The following is a 17,564-nucleotide window of genomic DNA, read 5'->3' as shown; positions in this document are numbered from 1 at the left end:
ATCAGCGAAGCGAGGCCACAATGACCATGCCCGCAGGAGCTCAGGTATCCGGATACACCATCGAGCGGGTGCTCGGCGCCGGCGGCATGGGCACGGTGTATCTGGCGAAGCACCCCACGTTGCCGCGCAGCGTCGCCTTGAAGGTGCTCTCCGCAGAACTCTCCGGAGACCCGGAGTTCCGCGCCCGGTTCATCCGGGAGGCGGACCTGGCGGCCAGCCTCGACCACCCCAACATCGTGCGGGTCTACACCCGCGGTGAAGCGGAGGACGGCCGGCTCTGGATCGCCATGCAGTTCATCGACGGCACCGATGCCGGAGCACTGGCCGATCGGGGTCCGATCCCGGTGGATCAGACCCTGCACATCATCGGCGAGGTCGCCAAGGCGCTGGACTTCGCGCACTCACGCAAACTGCTGCACCGCGATATCAAACCGGCGAACTTCCTGCTGACCGGTGAGCTCGGTCCACAGGAGCGGGTGTTGTTGGCGGACTTCGGGATCGCCCGCGCGGTGGAGGAGGCGACCCGGCTGACCGCCACCGGTTCGATGATGGCCACCGTCGCCTACGCATCCCCCGAGGCCATCGAGGGTCGACCGGTGGACCACCGCGCCGACCTTTACTCGCTGGGATGTGCGCTGTTCCGGATGCTAGCCGGGCGCAGCCCTTTCCAGGACGCCGGCACCATGTCGGCGGTCATGATGGCGCACTTGACCCGCCCGGTGCCGACGGTCACCGAATTCGCGCCACAGTTGCCGCCGGCGATCAACGCGGTGATGGCGATAGCGATGGCCAAGAGGCCCGAGGATCGATTCGACAGCGCCAGGGAGCTTTTCGAGGCCGCGCAGGCCGCAATGCTGCACAACCGGATGCCGGATCGGCCGGTGCCAAGTCCCACCGTCACGACTTTGCACGGCCAGGAAGCGCTGACCTATCCCTCGGGTGCGTTCAGCGGTACGTTCGCCAAACTGAAATCCGACCCGAAACGGCGCCGGAAATGGCTTCTCGGTGCCGGGGCGGCGGTCGTGGCCGTCGCACTTGCCGGGGTGCTGGTCTTCATGGCCACCAGACCCGGACCGCTGCCCTATCCCGCGCAGTCGTTCAAACACACCTACGGATCCACTCTGCTGGAGAAACGCCCCGACTCGATAGCGGCGCTTACCCTGGCCGACGCCGATGTTGCGGTATCGCTGGGTGCTCGACCGGTCGCCCTGGTCAGCCCTGACAGCACGGAACTGCCCTCCTGGCTGGCCGACCGCGTCCACGGCAACCCGACCATCCTGTCCAGCGCCGATGCCTCGAAGTTGGAGTCGGTGAAGCCGGAGTTGATCATCGACACCGGCGATGTCAGCAAGCAGGCCTACGACGATCTCGCCGACGTGGCTCCCACGATCACCCGCCCGGCGACTGCCGGGAAGGCGCTCACCGCCGACCAGCGACTGTCCTGGCTCACCGCCGTCCTGGGGGAACAGACCGCCGCCGCCGAACTGCGTGAACAACTCAAGGATGACCAGGAGAAGATCCGCGCCGACAACCCGAAGCTTGCCGAGATGACCGTCTCGGTGTTCAGGTTCGGCGACGACGGCGTGACCGCGCTGCTGGCGAATTCCGGTCCCGCCGGTTACGTCACCGGCCTTGGGTTCACCTACAACGAGAAGATGGCCGCCGGCGCCGATGGCACCGACGAGCTACCGGCCAACATGGACAAGCTGTGGGACTTCGGGAAAACCGCGGTGACGCTGGTGTTACGGACCGACAAGGACGCCGGTAACGGCGGTTTCTACGGGCTGCCCACCCAATTGGAGACCCGCTCCAACACCGTCATCATCGTCGATGACCCCGACCAGATTTCGGCGTTGAACAGCGGCGGCCCCGCCGCGACCCGCTATCTCAACGAGTCGCTGGTTCCGGTGATCAACGCCGGTTTGAACTGACTGATGACCGGCGGCTTTCGTTCCCACAGCCGTTCGAGAGGGCTCCGATGACGCTTACCCGCAGACTGCTGGCCGCGTTATGTCTGTGCGCGCTCGGTACGACGGTGTCGGCCGGTTGCTCGAATACCGGTGACGGGACGAAACCGGCGGCGCCCGCCGACGGCATCGAACTGGACCCGGCCAACTACCCGACCACTCCCCGCGATCTGGGTAAGGCCGGAAGCCTGGGCGGTTACGTCGAGGCGCGCCGGATGGCCGACTTCATGACGATGCCGTTCGATATCGACCCAAGCCTCATCGATCCATGCAACCACCAAGGTGCCCTCAGCCGCGCCGCGAGTCTCGGATCGAACCTCGACACGATCTTCCCGGAGAGCGCCGCCACCAACTATGTAGCCGGTTTCGTCACGTGTGGATGGTCCGAGAAGACGGGCGCCCTGCGCAATGCTGTGCTCCGCTACACGACCCCGGAGGACGCCGCCGCGGCAGCCACCGAGTTGGGTATCAAGGGCGGCCCGGACCCCCAATGGTTCACCGACAAGGACGGGCCGACGGTGACGCCGACGGCGATACCGGACCACCCGGATGCCCGCGCCCTGACCTGGCAGGATGGCCGTGCCGTCGTGGTTGCCTACACGGCACACGGGCCGTTCCTGTTGGTGCAGAGCGCTTTCCTGGACTCCCAGCCGGATCCAGACCCGGCTCTGACGTGGATTGCCGAGACGTTGACCCAGCAAATCCCGTTGATCGATGAGTTCGAGCCCACCCCGGCCGACCAGATCACCGACCTCCCACTGGATCCCACCGGGTTGGTGGGCCGAACATTGGATCCACCGCCGGACCGCCAGACCCAACTCGTTTTCGGTCACTACGGCCCGCACGCCTTCCTCACCTTCTCCGACGATCCGGTCGCCGACGAGAAACTGTTTGCCGAGGCTGGGGTGACCGAGCTAGTCCTCGGTGGTGCCAACGTCTACAAGACCCGCGATGCCGCCGGGGCGAAGCAGATCGTCACCGAGTGGTCCGACGTCCGGGACAGGGACACGGATTGGAATCCGGTTGACGCGGCTACCGGCATCGAGGGGATTCGCTGCCACGAGCAAGTGTCCAAGCGCGGCACCGACGAGGCCCGAACGCTCTACACCTGCAACTTCAGCGTCGACGCTTACGCGGTCACCGTCACGGCCGCGCAGGTGGCCAATCTGCGTCAGATGGCCGCCGCTCAATCCCTGTTGTTGACCGCCGAGTGATCCACTGACCGGAGAGATGATGACGACGCCACCGAACCCACCACCCTGGGATGGCTCTCCCGGGCAGGCCGCCATCGGGGCGCACCGGCTCGGACGACGCCTCCGTGCTCTGCCCGTCCGGCAGTTCGTGGCCGTGGTGAGCATCCTTACCACGGCCACGGTGGCGCTGGCCGGCTGCTCGACCGCCGGCGACGCGCCACCGGCCGCGGACCCCGCCGCGCTGGATGCGGGCAACTATCCGACCGAACCGCGTCCGGACTTGGGCAGAGCCGGAGACTTGGGCGTCTACGTCGAGGCCCGCCGGATGGCCGATTTCGTGACGATGCCGTTCGATGTCGACCGGGACCTCACCGGCGGTTACAGTCAGGGCGCCATCAACGGTGTGGTCAAGAGCGCGAGTTCGTTACGCAGCACACTCCGAATCTCGGTGCCCGACGGAGCCGCGAACAATTTCGTCAACGGATTCACCGTCCAACGGGCAAGCGCTGGTTCCCGCGGCCTGTATCTGCAGAACACGGTGCTGCGCTACGGGAGTCCTGCTGATGCCCGCGTCGCAGCCGACGAACTAGCGGGCAAGGGAGCGAAACTCGCAGCCCCCTTTGATGAGGACGCACCGCAGGACCGCCACCTCGCGATTCCGGGCCGCCCGGAGAGCCGCGGCATCGCCTGGGAGGAGAAGGACCACAATCTCCTCATCTTCACCGCCCACGGACCGTATGTGCTGGTCCAGCAAGCGGCCGCCGAAAACCCGGATGCTGCAGCTGATCTGGTGGTACGCACCCTGGACAAGCAGATTCCGCTGATCGACACCTTCGAACCCACCCCGGTCGACAAGATCCCCGACCTGCCGCTGGATCCCACCGGATTGCTGGCCCGCACCCTGGAACCTGCACCGGATCAACGGGACCGACTCAACTATGGACACTACGAACCGCGCGGGTCCCTCGCCTTCTCCGACGACCCATTCGCCGACGAGAAGCTGTTTGCCGAGGCAGGGGTGACCGAGATCGTGTTCAACGGCACCGACGTCTACCACGCCCGCGACGCCGCCGGGGCAGAGCAGATCGTCAGCGCCTGGGCCGAGGACCGGGAACAGGACTGGGACCCCGCCGACGCGATACCCGGCCTGGACGGCTCACGCTGCCACCAGCAGGTGATCAAACCCGGCACTGACGACGCAGAATCGGCATACGCCTGCCTGTTCACCGCCGGCGACTACGCGGTGGACGTGTTCGCGAAACAGAAGACCAAACTGCGTCAGATGGCCGCCGCCCAGTATCTGTTGCTGACCGCCGAGTGACCCGTTGACTAGAGAGATGATGAGACCCGAAAGATGATGGCCGCGCCACCGAACCGACCGATTCCGCGCCGAGCACACCCAGGCTACCGGCCGAATCCGGTGCGACCGCACCAGCGCCGGCGCGGGGTGGTCGCCACGCGACTGGTCGTCACGCTGAGTCTGCTGGCGCTCGGTGCGGCGACACTGACCGGCTGTTCGCAGACTCTTCCCGGGCACGTCGCGAAACGTCCGGACCACGCCGACGTGGACGGCCTGAACCCGGGAAACTACCCGACCGAACCGCGCCCGGACCTGGGCAGGGCCGCCGACCAGGGCATCTACGTCGAGGCCCGCCGGATGGCCGACTTCATGACGATGCCGTTCGAAGTCAACGCCGATCTCACCGGCGGAATCGGACTTCTCAGCGTCTTCAACGGACCGTTCAAGGGCGCCACCGCGGTCGGGACGATTCTCGACACCGTCTTCCCCGCGAGCGCCGCCACCAACTACGTGACCGGATTCATGGTGAGCCGTACCCGCGGCGGGGACCATAACCTCGTCGCGCAGTCCGCGGTGCTGCGCTACCAGAGTCCCGATGATGCCGTGGCGGCCGCCACGGAACTGGGCGTCAAAGGAGGGCCGGACCCCAACCGGTACCCCGATAACACCACCCCCTCGTTCGACCCGATCGCCATCGCCGGTCACCCCGATGCCCGCGCATTGCGCTACGGCTCAGGCAACGTCACCGTGGTCTCCTATACGCCGCACGGTCCGTTCCTGTTGGTTCAGCAGGTGTACTCAACCACCGACAAGGACGAGCCGGCCCGGTTGGTCACCGCCTTCCTGGACAAGCAGATCCCGCTGATCGACACCTTCAAACCCACCCCGGTCGACAAGATCCCCGACCTGCCGCTGGATCCCACCGGATTGCTGGCCCGCACCATGGAACCCGAGATCGACATCCGCGGGAAGTTCCGTTTTGGAACCTACGGGGTGCGAGGGTTCCTCAGCTACTCCGACGACCCGTCCGACGACGAGAAACTGCTCACCGACGCCGGGGTGACCGATATCGCGTTGAGCGGTGCCGACGTGTACCACGCCCGCGATGCGGCGGGGGCAGAGAAGATCATCGCCAAGTGGGCGGAGGTCCGGGGCACCGGCACCGAGTGGGCGGCCATGGAGCCGGTGCCCGGCATCGAAGGATCCCGCTGCCACAAGCAGGAGGACAAGCCCGGCACCGATGACGCCAAAACCTACTACGCCTGCCTGTTCACCGTCGGTGATTACGCCGTCGACGTGGCCGCGACACAGAAGGCGCAAATCGTCCAGAAGGCCTCCGCCCAGTATCTACTGCTGACCGCCAAATAACCCACCGACGGGAGAGAATGATGACTGAGCCACCGAATTCACCGCCGCCCACCCGCGCCTGGCAGCCCGATCCGGGGAACCCGTCGGGCCAGCCTCCGCAACCCGGCCAGCCGCCCGCCACCCAGGCCTGGCAGCCGACCGCGGCACCGTCCGGACAACCGGCGTTCTCCCCCGGGCAGCCGGTCGCGCCCCCGGCGCAACCGGGCTACGCCCCCGGCCCGGAGGGCGGCCTTCCCCCCGGGACCGAGGCCACCACGGTCATCACCCCCTCCACTGCCACGAAAGAACGCCGGTTCGGTGGGAAGAAGCGACGGGTCGCGCTGTTGACGGTGGTCGGCGTCGCGGCGATCGCGTTGGGAGTGCTGGGGTTCTGGAAGCCCGGCTTTCTGATCACCCGGCAACTCGACGTGCACGACGCCGAGAGCGGAGTACGCCAAGTGCTCAGCGACCCGACCCTGGGCTATGGCGCCGGCGACGTCACCGACGTGCACTGCAATGACGGGAAGAACCCGGTGATCAAACAAGGGTCCACGTTCACCTGCGAGGCGACCGTCGCCGGGGCCAAGCGCACCGTAGAGATCAAGTTCGCCGACGATCGCGGCGGTTACTGGGTCGGCACCCCCCAATGACCCGGAATGAGGATCGGTGACAACCGCCGCCGCGGCGGGCGATATGTTGAGGCGGTGACGTTGACGGGGACCCACCAGGGGGTGAACCGGCGATGACGACGTTTCCGATCGGCTCGGTGGTCGCCGGCTACCGGGTGCGCCGGATCATCGGCGCCGGCGGTATGGGCACCATTTACGCCGTGGACGATCCGGCACTGCCCCGGTTGGACGCACTCAAAGTGCTCTCCGCGGAGCTGTCGGCCGACCCGAAGTTCCGCGCCCGGTTCATCCGGGAGGCCGATGTCGCCGCCCGCCTGGACCACCCCAACATCGTCTCGATCTACGACCGCGGCGAAACCCCGGACGGTCAGTTGTGGATCGCGATGCAGTTCGTCGACGGAATCGACGCCGACGCGGCGATCCGCTCCGGCACCATGACCCCGCGCCGGGCGGTGCACCTCATCGCCCAGGTCGCCGACGCCTTGGATTACGCGCACGCGCATCGGGTGTTGCACCGTGACCTTAAACCGGCGAACTTCCTGCTCACCGGGCCGGCCGGGCCGGACGAGCGGGCGCTGCTGGCCGATTTCGGGATCGCGCGCGCCGTCGATGATGCCGGACTGACCGGCACCAACATGGTGATGGCCACGATGGCCTACGCGGCCCCGGAGGTGCTCTCCGGCCAGCAGATCGACTACCGCGCCGACCTCTACTCGCTGGGATGCGCGCTGTATCACCTGCTCTCCGGCGAAGTCCCCTACGCCGACACCGCCGGCGGGGCCGCGCAGGCCGCAGCGCATCTGCGCCGCCCACCACCGCAGGTCGGCGGACCGGACCGGGCGTTGGGTCAGGCGTTCGACTCGGTGATCGCCACCGCGATGGCCAAGGATCCCGCAGCCCGGTTCCCGTCCGGGCGGGCACTGGCCGCCGCCGCCCGCCACGCACTGCAGGAGTACGAACTCGTGGTCACCCCACGATCCGCCTTCGGTGCCTCCGCCGACGGTGCGGCCGCGCCGCCCCGGCGCCGGCGCGGCAAACTGATCGCGTTCGGAACCGCGGTCGGAGTGCTGGTCGCCGGCGGGGTGACCGCCGGGGTGATACTCGGCGGCAAGGACTCCCCGACCGATCCATCCGGGACCGGCCCCAACATCGAGGCGGTGCCGACCGTGTCCGCCGACGAACTGCCCGGGCTGATGGTCTCGGTCGACGAGGTCACCGCTGCCACCGGGGTCCCGGCGAAGCGGAACGGCGAGCCTTTGACAGAGCTCGTCAAAGAAGGCAACGACAGCTGCGTGGGCACGGTGTTTCCGCTTCAGAAGGCCAGCTACAACAACAGCGGCGCCACCGATCAGTACGGTGAGAATTTCGCGGACACCACCCCGGAGCAGCGCGCGGTAACCATCGCGTCGGTGGTGGAGTTCCCGTCACCGCAGCTGGCCGACCGGCACGTGGCCCGGCAGCGGACGCTGTGGCAGCAGTGCGCCTACAAATCGGCCGGGGTGAGCGGATCGGGCGGCGATCCTGGCTACAACTGGCTGATCAGCGCGGTGACCCCCGGCGACATCGTGACCTCCACCGCCACCGTCGACACCAACAACCGGACCTACCAGCACGCGCTGACCTCGGTGAACAACATCGTGGTGGACGTCCTCGCCTACGTCGGGCAGAAGCCCGACGCGGCGGTGACGGTTTTGCGCGCCATCACCAAAAAGGTCCCCCACTGAGGTCCGAGACGGGTCCGGAACCACGAACGACGCACGAGGGTTCGCGTGCGGCCCCCCTGGGCGACCTCACGCCGCACCTGCCCTGTCGGGTGCGCCACGCCCCACCGGACTCACAGGTCGTTTCCCGCATAGGACTGGTTGAAGCTCTTGTTCGCCAGCGGAAAGTCGGGCACGATCGTGTCGGTCATGGCGACCGGCAGTGCCGGCCAGTTGAACCAGGACGGATCGACGATCTTCGCGCGGGTCAGCGTGCCGTCGGCGTCGATTTCGACGCGGTGCACGATGGTGCCGCGCCAGCCCTCCACGATGCCGACCCCGTCGGCGGCCCGGCCCTTCTCGGGTAGCGACACGGCGATGTCCGTCGGTCCGCCATGGGTCTCGGTGAGGTGGCAGGCCAACTCGACCGAGGCGGCGACCTCGTCGCGGCGAACAATGTAACGGGCCAGCACATCGCCGCCGTCGTCGCCGGCCTCGGTGACCGGCAACGCTGTCACGGGGTGATCCAGGCGGGCGTCGGTGCTCACGCCGCTGGCCCGCGCCACATAGCCCAGGGTGCCCAGCACCCGCGCATCGGCGCCCGGCAGTACCGCGGTGCGCGCGAAACGTTCGTAGACGACGGAGTTGCCGAGGGTCAACGCAGCGATCTCGGCGACGTCGTCGCCGATGCGGCGCAACTCGTCCGGGTCGGGCAGCTCCCGCAGGTGCACGCCTCCGGGCCGGATGGCTCCGCGCAACAACCGGTGACCGGTGACGCTCCGGTTGATCCGTAGCAGGCGCTCCCGCACCTGCAGGGCGTGCGCGTTGGCCAGACCGAGGCTGACGTCGTTGGCAAGAGCACCGAGGTCACCGACATGGTTGTACATTCGTTCCAGTTCGACCAGCAGGGCACGAAGTCGTTGTGCCTCATCCGGTACGGCTACCCCGAGGGCATCTTCGACGGCGAGGCTGTGCGCCAACGCATGTCCGGCCGAGGTGTCGCCGCTGATGTGTTCGGCGAGTGTCGTGGCGTCGCCGACGGGTCGTCCCTGAAACGCCCGTTCCACTCCCCGGTGCAGGAACCACAGCCGGATCTTCAAGCGCAGCACCGATTCCCCGACGACCGAGAACCGGAAGTGTCCGGGTTCGATGAGTCCGGCATGGATCGGGCCGACCGGGATCTCGTAGACGCCGGGCCCTTCGACTGTCTTGAAGGGGTAGCGCGCCGTCGAGGTGAACGGTGGTGGCGGTCCAGCGTCCCGCCGCATCGGATACCAGTCCTGCGGCCAGTGCGCGTGGCGGACCAGTCGATAAGGGCGTGGATGGCCGAGGGGGGCGATCCCGAACAGGTCGGCCATCTCGCGTTCGAAACGACCGGCGGGAAAGGAGAGCCCGGCGAGGGAGGGCACCTGGGGTTGGTCTGCGGACGTGGTGACGCTCAACTCGATCCGGCGGTCGGGCCTGCCGGCCAGAAACAGGTACACCACCCGTAGCCGGTCACCGTCGTCGTGTGCGGCGACCAAACCCAAGCGGAAGCCCGCATCGAGAAGTCTGCGGGCCTCAGCAATGAGTTCGCGGTCTGCGACGGTGCGGGTCTGGCGATGCGTCGTCATCAACGCACCCCGAACTGGGTTCCGGCGGCGTCGAACAGGACCGCCAGAGGCCCGATCGTCACACCGAGCACCACCGTGAGCGCGACGCCGGCCACCAGCGCACCGGCGACCGGAATCGGGACCGCGATGTCCACCGGAGCATCACGGGTAGGCGCGAACATCACCCGGATCGAGTTGCGGGTCAGCGCGGCGAAGGCGATGACGATCAGCACCAAGACCACTGCCAGCACCCAGGACAGCTGTGCATCGGCCAGGGATCGGGCGATGGAGATCTCGCTGGCGAACATCGCGAAGGGGGGCAGGCCCAACAGGGCGATCATGCCGATCATGAAGGTGGATCCGAGCAGACGAGACCGCTCGAAGACACCCCCGATGTCGGCCAGCGCGGTCGAGGAGTAGCCGTGTTGCAGTTGTCCGCTGGTCAAAAACAGCACGGTCTTGCCGACACCGTGGGCCAAAACATGAAGCAGCAGTGCGGCGATCGCCAATCGCGTTCCCGCCGCGGCGGCGACGGCGATCAAGCCCATGTTCTCCATCGATGAGTAGGCCAGCATCCGTTTGAGGTCGGTGGTCACCGTCAGCAACAGCGCGGCGACCAATACCGTGGCCAGTCCGGCCGCCAGCAACCCGCCGCGCAGAAATCCCGGCCCCACTGCGGCGTCGATGATGGGTTTGATCCGGATCAACACCGAAAACGCCACCGACAGCAGCACACCGCTCATCAACGCGGACACCGGCGCGGGCGCTTGGCTGTGGGCGTCGGCCAGCCAGGTGTGAAACGGCACCAGGCCGACTTTGGCTCCGTATCCGATGAGCAGCAGGGCAGCGGCCAGTCGGGTGACCGCCGGGTCGAGGGCACCGGCGTGGGCGGTGAGTACATCGAGATGCAGGGCGTTGTCCGCGCCGGCACCGGCCAGGCGCGCGGTGAAATACAGCAGGACCGTCCCCAGCAGCGCCACCGCGATCCCCACCGAGCACACGATCACGTACTTCCAGGTCGCCTCCAGCGCGGTGCGGGTCCGGCGGTGACCCACCAGAAAGGCAGTGGCGACGGTGGTGGCTTCGATCGCGACCCAGACCACGCCGATGTCGTTGGCACAGACCGCGAGGACCATCGCCGACAGGAACAGCCCCGTCAGTACGCCGTAGAGGCGCGCACCGCGACGATCGGTGTGGCCGTCGGCCAGTTCTGTTCGGATGTAACCGATGCTCGCCCAGGTGGCGAGCGAACCGACGACGCCGATGACGATCAGCATCGTGGCCGACAGGGCGTCGGCACGCAGCAGCCCCCCGAGGGCCAGATGGCGCCAGCCCGTCCCGTGGCCGCCGACGGCCAGGGCGATCCCGCAACCGAGTACCCCCAGCGCCGCGACCACGGTCAGTGTCGCCGACCATGTGCGCCATCCGACGATCAGCGTGACGAGTGCCGCCGCCGCGGGGCCGACGATCGCGATCAGGATCGCTGTGGTCATCAGTCCCTCAACTCCTGAAGCCGATCGAGGTCGGCGTCACCGAAGGCACGGCGCAGCCGGCCGGTGAGCACACCGATCACGATCAACGCGAACAGCACGTCCAGCGACGCCCCCAACTCCACGATCAACGGGACACCGGCGGTGAGGAGAAAGGCGGCCGCGGTGATCCCGTTGTCCAGCATGAGAAATCCGGCTGCCTGCGAGATGGCGTGCCGACGGGTGGTCATCACCCACAGCGCCGTCAGCACCACGGCGAACGCCGCCGGGGCCGCTGCCGTCGTCGCCACCGGTTGCAGCGCCACGACCGGGCGCGACACCGCGAAGGCCACCATCACCAGGGCGGTGGTGACCAGCAGTGACACGCCGGTGCTGACCAGCGGGGTGGCTTCGCGCTGGTCGCGGCGTTCCTGGCCGACCACCCGTCTCAGCAGCCAGGGCAGCAACACGGCGCGCACACCGAACACGGCGATCCCCACGGCGATCAACGCCGTGTCGTGGTCGTGTACACCGCGGATGATCGGGATCATCGCCAGTGCCGCGCCCTGCAGCGCCAGCAGCCGCACGATCGCGGGCAGGTCCCGGCGCCACACGATCAGCACGGCGGCCAGCAGCACCGTTCCGGCCGCGAGGTCCAACAGGCTCACGTAGTCGACCACCGGCTCACCCCGATCCGGTGAAGAAGTTGGCCGACGTCACCGCCAGCAGAGCCAACAGGAACGACCCGGCGAGCAACTCCGGAACCCGGAAGAGCCGCAGCTTGGCGATGAACACCTCGGCGAAGGCCAACGCCACCGCCAGGACAATCACCTTGGCGGCGACCGCCGCCACGCCGATCAGCAGGGTGATCGGCGCGGGATCGGTCCCGGCGATGCCCCACGGCACGAAGAGGTTCGCCAGTAGCGCCAGCAACACGGTCAGTCGCATGCCGGAGGCCCATTCGACCAGTGCCAGTTTGGGTCCGGCGTATTCGAGAACCATGGCCTCGTGCACCATGGTCAGCTCCAGATGGGTGGCGGGGTTGTCGATGGGCAGCCGGCCGGTCTCGGCGATGATCACCACGACCAGCGCGACGAACGCCAGAGCGCCGGCCAGGGAGATCACCTGGGTCGGGTTGGCCATCGAATTCGCCACGATCGCACCGAGGTTGGCCGACCCGGCCGGTATCGACAGGGCGAACACCGCCAGCAGGATGGTGGGTTCCACCAGGGCGGCGATCGTCATCTCGCGGCTCGCGCCCATTCCGCCGAACGCGGTGCCGGTGTCGATCCCGGCGAGTGCCAGCGCGACGGTTCCGACGAACAACAGCCCGACGACTGCGACGAGGTCGGCCACCGGGTCCAGCGGCGATCCGGTGGCCACCAGCGGGGCGACGGCGGCGATCACCACGGTGCTACCGGCCACGACCGCCGGTGCGACGGCGAACACCACGGTCGTGCCGTCGGGTTTGATCGACTGCTTGCCGAGTTGCTTGCGCAGGTCCCGCCAGGGCTGCAGCACACCGGCTCCGATACGCCCCTCAGCGCGTGCCCGGACCTGCCGCATCACGCCGATGATCACCGGCGCCCCGAGGACGACCAGGGCGATTTGGACAGCCCCGGCCAGATACGCCATCACCGTCACCGCGCCACCACCAGGATCACCAGCACCCCGAGAGCGCCGTAGGCCAGATACAGGTGAACACTGCCGGTGTGGGCGCGGCGCATGAGTTGCGCCGCACCGCCGATCACCCGCAGCACCGGCCGGTACAGCCGGTCTTCGATGATGTCGGTCATCGCGCTGCGGTAGGAGAGCGTGTCGACCAGATACCGTGATCCCACCAGATGGGTCACCGCGAAATCGGTGTCGGGCCGCAGCACCCCGGTGAACACCCGCTGCAGGGGTTGGGCGAACGATGTTGCGGTGTACTGCATCCGGGTGCTGAGATCATCGGCACCGCATGCCCACAACGGGGCTCTCACCGCGTGGGGCCGCAGTGAGGCACGCCAACCGGACAGCGCGATCACGCTCAGCACGGCCGCGATCAGCGCCGCGGCAAGCAGTCCCGGCCCCATCGTCCCGGCCATGCCGGGCAACCGCACAATCGCCCCGAGTTGCGGCGGGTCGACTCCCGCCGCGGCCGGCAGGACGTCGAGGGCACCTCGCAACAGCGGCGTGACGACGACCGGCAGCACCGCCAACATCATGCAGCCGATCCCGGCCAGCGCCATCGCGACCAGCATGCTCGGCGAGGTCTCCTTGGCCGCGGCGGCGGCGTCGGAGCGCGGCCGGGCGAGGAATCCGATGCCGAAGGCCTTCACCATCGACGCGACGCCGAGTCCCGCGGTGAGCGCGACCGCCCCCACCGCGAGCGGCATCGCCAGGGCGATCACCGCGTCGGTGCTCGACGCGGTGTGGATGAATGACTGAATCAGCAGCCACTCGCTGACGAAGCCGGCGCCCAGCGGCAATCCCGATGCCCCCAGCGCGGCGATGCCGAACAGCACCGTCGTGGCCGGCATGCGTCGGGCGAGACCACCGAGGCGGTCCAGGTCACGTAACCCGGTCGCGCCCAACACGGCACCGGCGCCGAAGAAGGCGAGGGTCTTGAATGCGGCGTGGGCGAGCAGGTGCAGCAGCGCCGCGGCCGCCGCCACCATCGCAGCGGGATGGGCGCCGCCGGCGGCGAGCAGTGTCGCGGCCCCCAGCGCCAGCACGACCAGTCCCATGTTCTCGGTGGTGGAGTACGCCAGGAGGCGTTTGAGGTCGGTGGCCACCGAAGCCTGCAACACCCCGTAGACCGCGGAGACCGCCCCGACCACCAGCAGCGTCACACCCCACCACCGCGGTCCGGGTCCGAGCACCTGCAGATCGATGCGCATCAGTCCGTAGACGCCCAGGGTGACCATCGCGGCGCTCATCAACGCCGATACCGCACTCGGCGCCTCCGGGTGGGCCCACGGCAGCCAGGCGTGCAATGGGAGCAGCCCGGCCTTGGAGCCGAAACCGAGCAGGGTCAACACGAAGACGGTATTGGCGACACCGTCGGGCACCGCACCGATCGCGCTGAGATCGTCGGCACCGCCCGCCGCGGCGAGCAGCATCAACGCCACGAGAATCGTGACGAACCCGAGTTGGGTCATCACCGCGTACACCACGGCGGCCGAGCGCACCGGCGCACGTCGGTGCCCCGTCAGCAGCAATGCCAGCGACGCGATCGCCATGAGTTCCCAGCCGAGCAGAAAGGTGGTGATCGTTCCCGCCGCGGGAACCGTCAGCAGAGCAGCGACGAACGCCGGCAACAGCGTCAAGGGGATGGCGCCCAACCGTTCTCGGGTGGCGTATCCGATCCAGTACACGCCGACGATCCCCGAGACGGCGCCGATCAGCACCATGAAGAACCCACCGAGCGGTTCGACCGCAAACCGCACACCGATCAACGGCAGTGCCCATCCGAGATCGACCGACGGGCGGGAACCGGTCAGTGCGATCAGACCGACGATGACGCCGACCGCGCCGACGACGACCGTGGCCGCTCCGCTGACGGCAGCGGCCGCACCGCCACGCGGCAACGCAGTGGGGTCGCCGCTGGCCGGACGTGTCTGTGTCACCGTCACCGCCCGGCCACCGATCGCAGCGCGGCGATGATGTCCTCCGGTGTCGGCGGGCAGCCCGGTACCTCGACGTCGACATCGACGAAATCGGCCACCGCGCCGATCACCCCGTAGCCGTCGGCGAGCGGACCCCGCCCCAATGCGCAGTCGCCACAGGCGATCACGACACGGGGCTGCGGAGTGGCGGCGACCGTGTTGATCAGCGGGTCGACCATGTTGCGGGTGACCGCGCCGGTGACCAGAAGGGCGTCGGCGTGCCGCGGGGAGGCGACCAGCCGGATTCCGTAGCGTTCTGCGTCATAGACCGGTCCGAACGCGGCGCCGATCTCGACTTCGCACGCGTTGCAGGACCCGACGTCGACGTGGCGTACCTGAAGGCTGCCCCGCACCCCGGCGGGAGGAGTGCGGCGCGCGGTCGGCGCGGGTGGGGCGGGCTCGGCGAAGCGACCGCTGCGCACCATCCGGGTCAGCCAGCTCACGGGGCGCCCCGAAGGTCGTCAAGGATCGCGGCCTGGTCGCTCAGCAGGCCCGCGAGCACGGTGCGTGCCACGGCGAGCAGGTCCGCGATGCCGGCTGAAGCGATCGAATACACCACGGTGTTGCCGGATTTCGCTGTCACAACGACGCCGGTTCGTCGCAGCACCGCCAACTGCTGGGAGAGATTCGAGGCTTCCAAACCCACCTCGGGCAGCAACTCGCCGACGGTGCGGTCCCGCTCGACGAGCAGTTCCAGGATGCGGATCCGCGCGGGATGGCCGAGGGTTTTGAAGAATTCGGCCTTCAACTTGTACAGCGGCTCCGACATGGCACCAGACCGTAACAAAGAAAACAACAATTGAAAACTTTTTCAATTGTTGACTATTTAGTTACCGGCGAGGCGGGGCTCGATCACTCCGGTCATCCACCGCAGCACGGCGGGGATGGCCCAACCCGCGGCGATCAGGTGCTCACCGGGCACGGGCAGGTAGTCGACGGTTCCCCCGTGCGAGCGCCAGGCGGCGACGAGGTCATGCACGCCCTGCTCGGGGACGAACTGGTCACCGAGGAAACGGTCGCGTGAACCGTGATGAAGTAGGACCGGCATCGTCGGCGCCGCGGCGCCCGGCTTGTTGTCGGCGATCACGGCCTGCGCGATCTCTGATTCCATCGGGTCGGCGACCGCGGCGATCCGTCCCAGATCGATGCGCGCCACGCCGGCCGCGGCCAACGGGGCCTGGGGCAGGTCCTTGATGAGGGTCGCCACGTAGAACGCGAAATCGCCGAACAGCTCGACCATCTCCGGATATTCGCGGGCCTGGCCGATGACGGCCGCGGCGAACAGCCCGGAGCCCAGGGCGCCGTTCATGCTGCGGTAGAGCATCGCGTAGTCGGTCGGGGTGCCACCGGCCACGGCGCCACTGAAGCGAAGCTCCGGGGCGTAGGTCGGCTGTTCCTGGGCGGCCCACACCGTGGCGATGGCGCCACCGCTGTAGCCGTCCATCACCATCGGTGATTCGGCGAGCGCCGGTCGCAGTGTCTGCATGCCGCGCACCGAGTCCAGCACCGCATGTGCGGCCATCCGGCCGGCCGAGTACGCCATCCGCGGACCTTCGTGATCGGGCACCAGGACCGCGTAGTTGCGCGCCAACAACAGCGGCAACAGGGGCGGGACGTCGAGGTACACGCCGTGCGCGATGCGGTAGGACGGCGCGGCCTTCAGACCGAGTGCGTTGATCGGCTGGTTGCGCACCACCACCGGCCGCGGCCCGCTGCCCCGCCAGGGACGGCGCGGCTCGATCACCGTGGCCGTCACCGGCACCGCCCTTCCCGCGGTGTCGGTGGAGCGCACCATGAACCGGCGGACGTCCGCGCCGGGGATCGGCAGCCGCGGTGAAACACGCTCGTCGCGGATGATCGCACCGTTGCTGCGGGCGGCGAGATCGCCTGCCGGGGCGTAGAAACCGGTTCCCGTAATGGGTGTGGGCAGGATCGCCGCGTGCCGGTCGGCGCGCTGCGCGTCGGTCAGGCGGCGCTGCGCCCAGTCGTTGAGGCGCCGGATCACCGCGGGGCTGCGCAGCGCCGCGGCCGACCCTGCGACCGCGGCTACGGCGGTCGTGATGCCCGCGAGCGCGGCGGTCGGCGAAACAGCGTTGAGCGACCGCGTCGGCACCGAGTCAGCTTAAGCGCCGTACCCGCCGCCCACGCTGCATTCGGCGCTCTCGCAGGCGGTGCGCCGGTAGTCTCTGCTGACACGTTTTCCACGACAGGGTGGAGTGCCCGCACCGGGGACGGCCGCCGGCGCTGGCCGCGCGCCGGAGGCACGAAAGGGGCGGTGATGGCCACCGAGGACGACGTCCGGCGGCTCGCGCTCGGCCTGCCAGGAGCGTACGAACAGGCCAGCTACGGCGGCAGCCCATCGTGGCGGACCACACCGCGCATGTTCGCGTGGATCCGCGATGACGAGGGCGCGCTGGTGGTGTGGGTCGGGTCGGTGGAGGAGAAGGACATGCTCCTGGCCGCCGACCCGGGCAAGTTCTTCACGACCGCCCACTACGACGGGCATCCGGTCGTGCTGGTCCGCCTTCCTGCCGTCGGCGTCGACGAGCTCTACGAACTCATCGAGGAGTCCTGGTTTCTGCGGGCGCCGCGATCCCTGACCGCCACGCGCGGCCGCAAACGATGAGCACCGGCGCCGGCGGACCCCCGTTGGGGCTGCCGGGCCCCGCCGTCGTCAACCCACGGTTGACGAACCCCATGACGTCAACCTATGGTTG

Annotated in this window: 15 protein-coding genes; 7 read left to right on the top strand and 8 right to left on the bottom strand. The window is 68.3% G+C overall.

What is annotated here, in order from left to right; all coding sequences use genetic code 11:
- The first annotated feature begins 20 nt into the window (after positions 1-20).
- The 6 genes from B8W67_RS20785 (at position 21) to B8W67_RS06645 (ending at position 8,160) form a co-directional block, all read left to right on the top strand.
- Positions 21-1,931: a serine/threonine-protein kinase gene (locus tag B8W67_RS20785; RefSeq protein WP_069391299.1), complete on the top strand. Its 1,911-nt coding sequence runs from the start codon at positions 21-23 to the stop codon at positions 1,929-1,931.
- A 47-nt stretch (positions 1,932-1,978) separates the two neighbouring features.
- Positions 1,979-3,181, top strand: a complete 1,203-nt coding sequence (locus B8W67_RS06665; RefSeq protein ID WP_133056073.1) for a DUF7373 family lipoprotein — start codon at positions 1,979-1,981, stop codon at positions 3,179-3,181.
- 136 nt (positions 3,182-3,317) lie between these two features.
- Positions 3,318-4,481 (top strand): DUF7373 family lipoprotein, encoded by a 1,164-nt coding sequence (locus B8W67_RS06660; protein WP_133056072.1) that lies wholly within the window; start codon positions 3,318-3,320, stop codon positions 4,479-4,481.
- 99 nt (positions 4,482-4,580) lie between these two features.
- A complete protein-coding gene (locus tag B8W67_RS06655; RefSeq protein ID WP_131814645.1) occupies positions 4,581-5,828 on the top strand; it encodes a DUF7373 family lipoprotein in 1,248 nt (415 codons plus the stop codon).
- 20 nt (positions 5,829-5,848) lie between these two features.
- The gene (locus B8W67_RS06650) at positions 5,849-6,457 is read left to right on the top strand and encodes a DUF4333 domain-containing protein (protein WP_085303076.1); all 609 of its coding nucleotides are present in this window, start codon (positions 5,849-5,851) and stop codon (positions 6,455-6,457) included.
- Between the two features lie 92 nt (positions 6,458-6,549).
- Positions 6,550-8,160, top strand: a complete 1,611-nt coding sequence (locus tag B8W67_RS06645; RefSeq protein WP_069391294.1) for a serine/threonine-protein kinase PknH/PknJ — start codon at positions 6,550-6,552, stop codon at positions 8,158-8,160.
- 110 nt (positions 8,161-8,270) lie between these two features.
- On the opposite strand, the gene B8W67_RS06640 is transcribed toward B8W67_RS06645, so the two are convergent.
- From B8W67_RS06640 to B8W67_RS06605, 8 genes are read right to left on the bottom strand one after another with little or no spacing between them, the layout of a single operon-like run.
- The gene (locus tag B8W67_RS06640; RefSeq protein WP_085303074.1) at positions 8,271-9,749 is read right to left on the bottom strand and encodes a hydrogenase large subunit; all 1,479 of its coding nucleotides are present in this window, start codon (positions 9,747-9,749) and stop codon (positions 8,271-8,273) included.
- Positions 9,749-11,221 (bottom strand): proton-conducting transporter transmembrane domain-containing protein, encoded by a 1,473-nt coding sequence (locus B8W67_RS06635; RefSeq protein WP_069391292.1) that lies wholly within the window; start codon positions 11,219-11,221, stop codon positions 9,749-9,751. The genes B8W67_RS06640 and B8W67_RS06635 overlap by 1 nt, the downstream gene beginning before the upstream one ends.
- The gene (locus B8W67_RS06630) at positions 11,221-11,877 is read right to left on the bottom strand and encodes a hypothetical protein (protein WP_085303072.1); all 657 of its coding nucleotides are present in this window, start codon (positions 11,875-11,877) and stop codon (positions 11,221-11,223) included. The genes B8W67_RS06635 and B8W67_RS06630 overlap by 1 nt, the downstream gene beginning before the upstream one ends.
- A gap of 4 nt (positions 11,878-11,881) precedes the next feature.
- On the bottom strand, positions 11,882-12,832 hold the full coding sequence (locus B8W67_RS06625; protein ID WP_109561726.1) for a respiratory chain complex I subunit 1 family protein: 951 nt from the start codon (positions 12,830-12,832) through the stop codon (positions 11,882-11,884).
- Positions 12,833-12,837: 5 nt separating this feature from the next.
- On the bottom strand, positions 12,838-14,814 hold the full coding sequence (locus B8W67_RS06620; protein WP_372507426.1) for a proton-conducting transporter transmembrane domain-containing protein: 1,977 nt from the start codon (positions 14,812-14,814) through the stop codon (positions 12,838-12,840).
- On the bottom strand, positions 14,811-15,272 hold the full coding sequence (locus B8W67_RS06615) for an NADH-quinone oxidoreductase subunit B family protein (protein WP_275080297.1): 462 nt from the start codon (positions 15,270-15,272) through the stop codon (positions 14,811-14,813). Before B8W67_RS06615 ends, B8W67_RS06620 begins: the two co-directional genes overlap by 4 nt.
- Positions 15,273-15,286: 14 nt before the next feature.
- Complete coding sequence (locus tag B8W67_RS06610) at positions 15,287-15,616, bottom strand: ArsR/SmtB family transcription factor (RefSeq protein ID WP_069391288.1); 330 nt, start codon at positions 15,614-15,616, stop codon at positions 15,287-15,289.
- A gap of 57 nt (positions 15,617-15,673) precedes the next feature.
- Positions 15,674-16,960, bottom strand: a complete 1,287-nt coding sequence (locus B8W67_RS06605; RefSeq protein WP_069391287.1) for a lipase family protein — start codon at positions 16,958-16,960, stop codon at positions 15,674-15,676.
- Between the two features lie 165 nt (positions 16,961-17,125).
- Here B8W67_RS06605 and B8W67_RS06600 point away from each other — a divergent pair, with 165 nt between their 5' ends.
- Complete coding sequence (locus B8W67_RS06600; protein WP_069391434.1) at positions 17,126-17,473, top strand: MmcQ/YjbR family DNA-binding protein; 348 nt, start codon at positions 17,126-17,128, stop codon at positions 17,471-17,473.
- The last annotated feature ends 91 nt before the right edge of the window (positions 17,474-17,564 follow it).

Source organism: Mycolicibacillus koreensis, from assembly GCF_002104795.1.
GTDB classification, from domain to species: domain Bacteria; phylum Actinomycetota; class Actinomycetes; order Mycobacteriales; family Mycobacteriaceae; genus Mycobacterium; species Mycobacterium koreense.
Note: the sequence above shows the minus strand (reverse complement) of the source record. Positions and strands in the feature narration are given on the sequence as shown.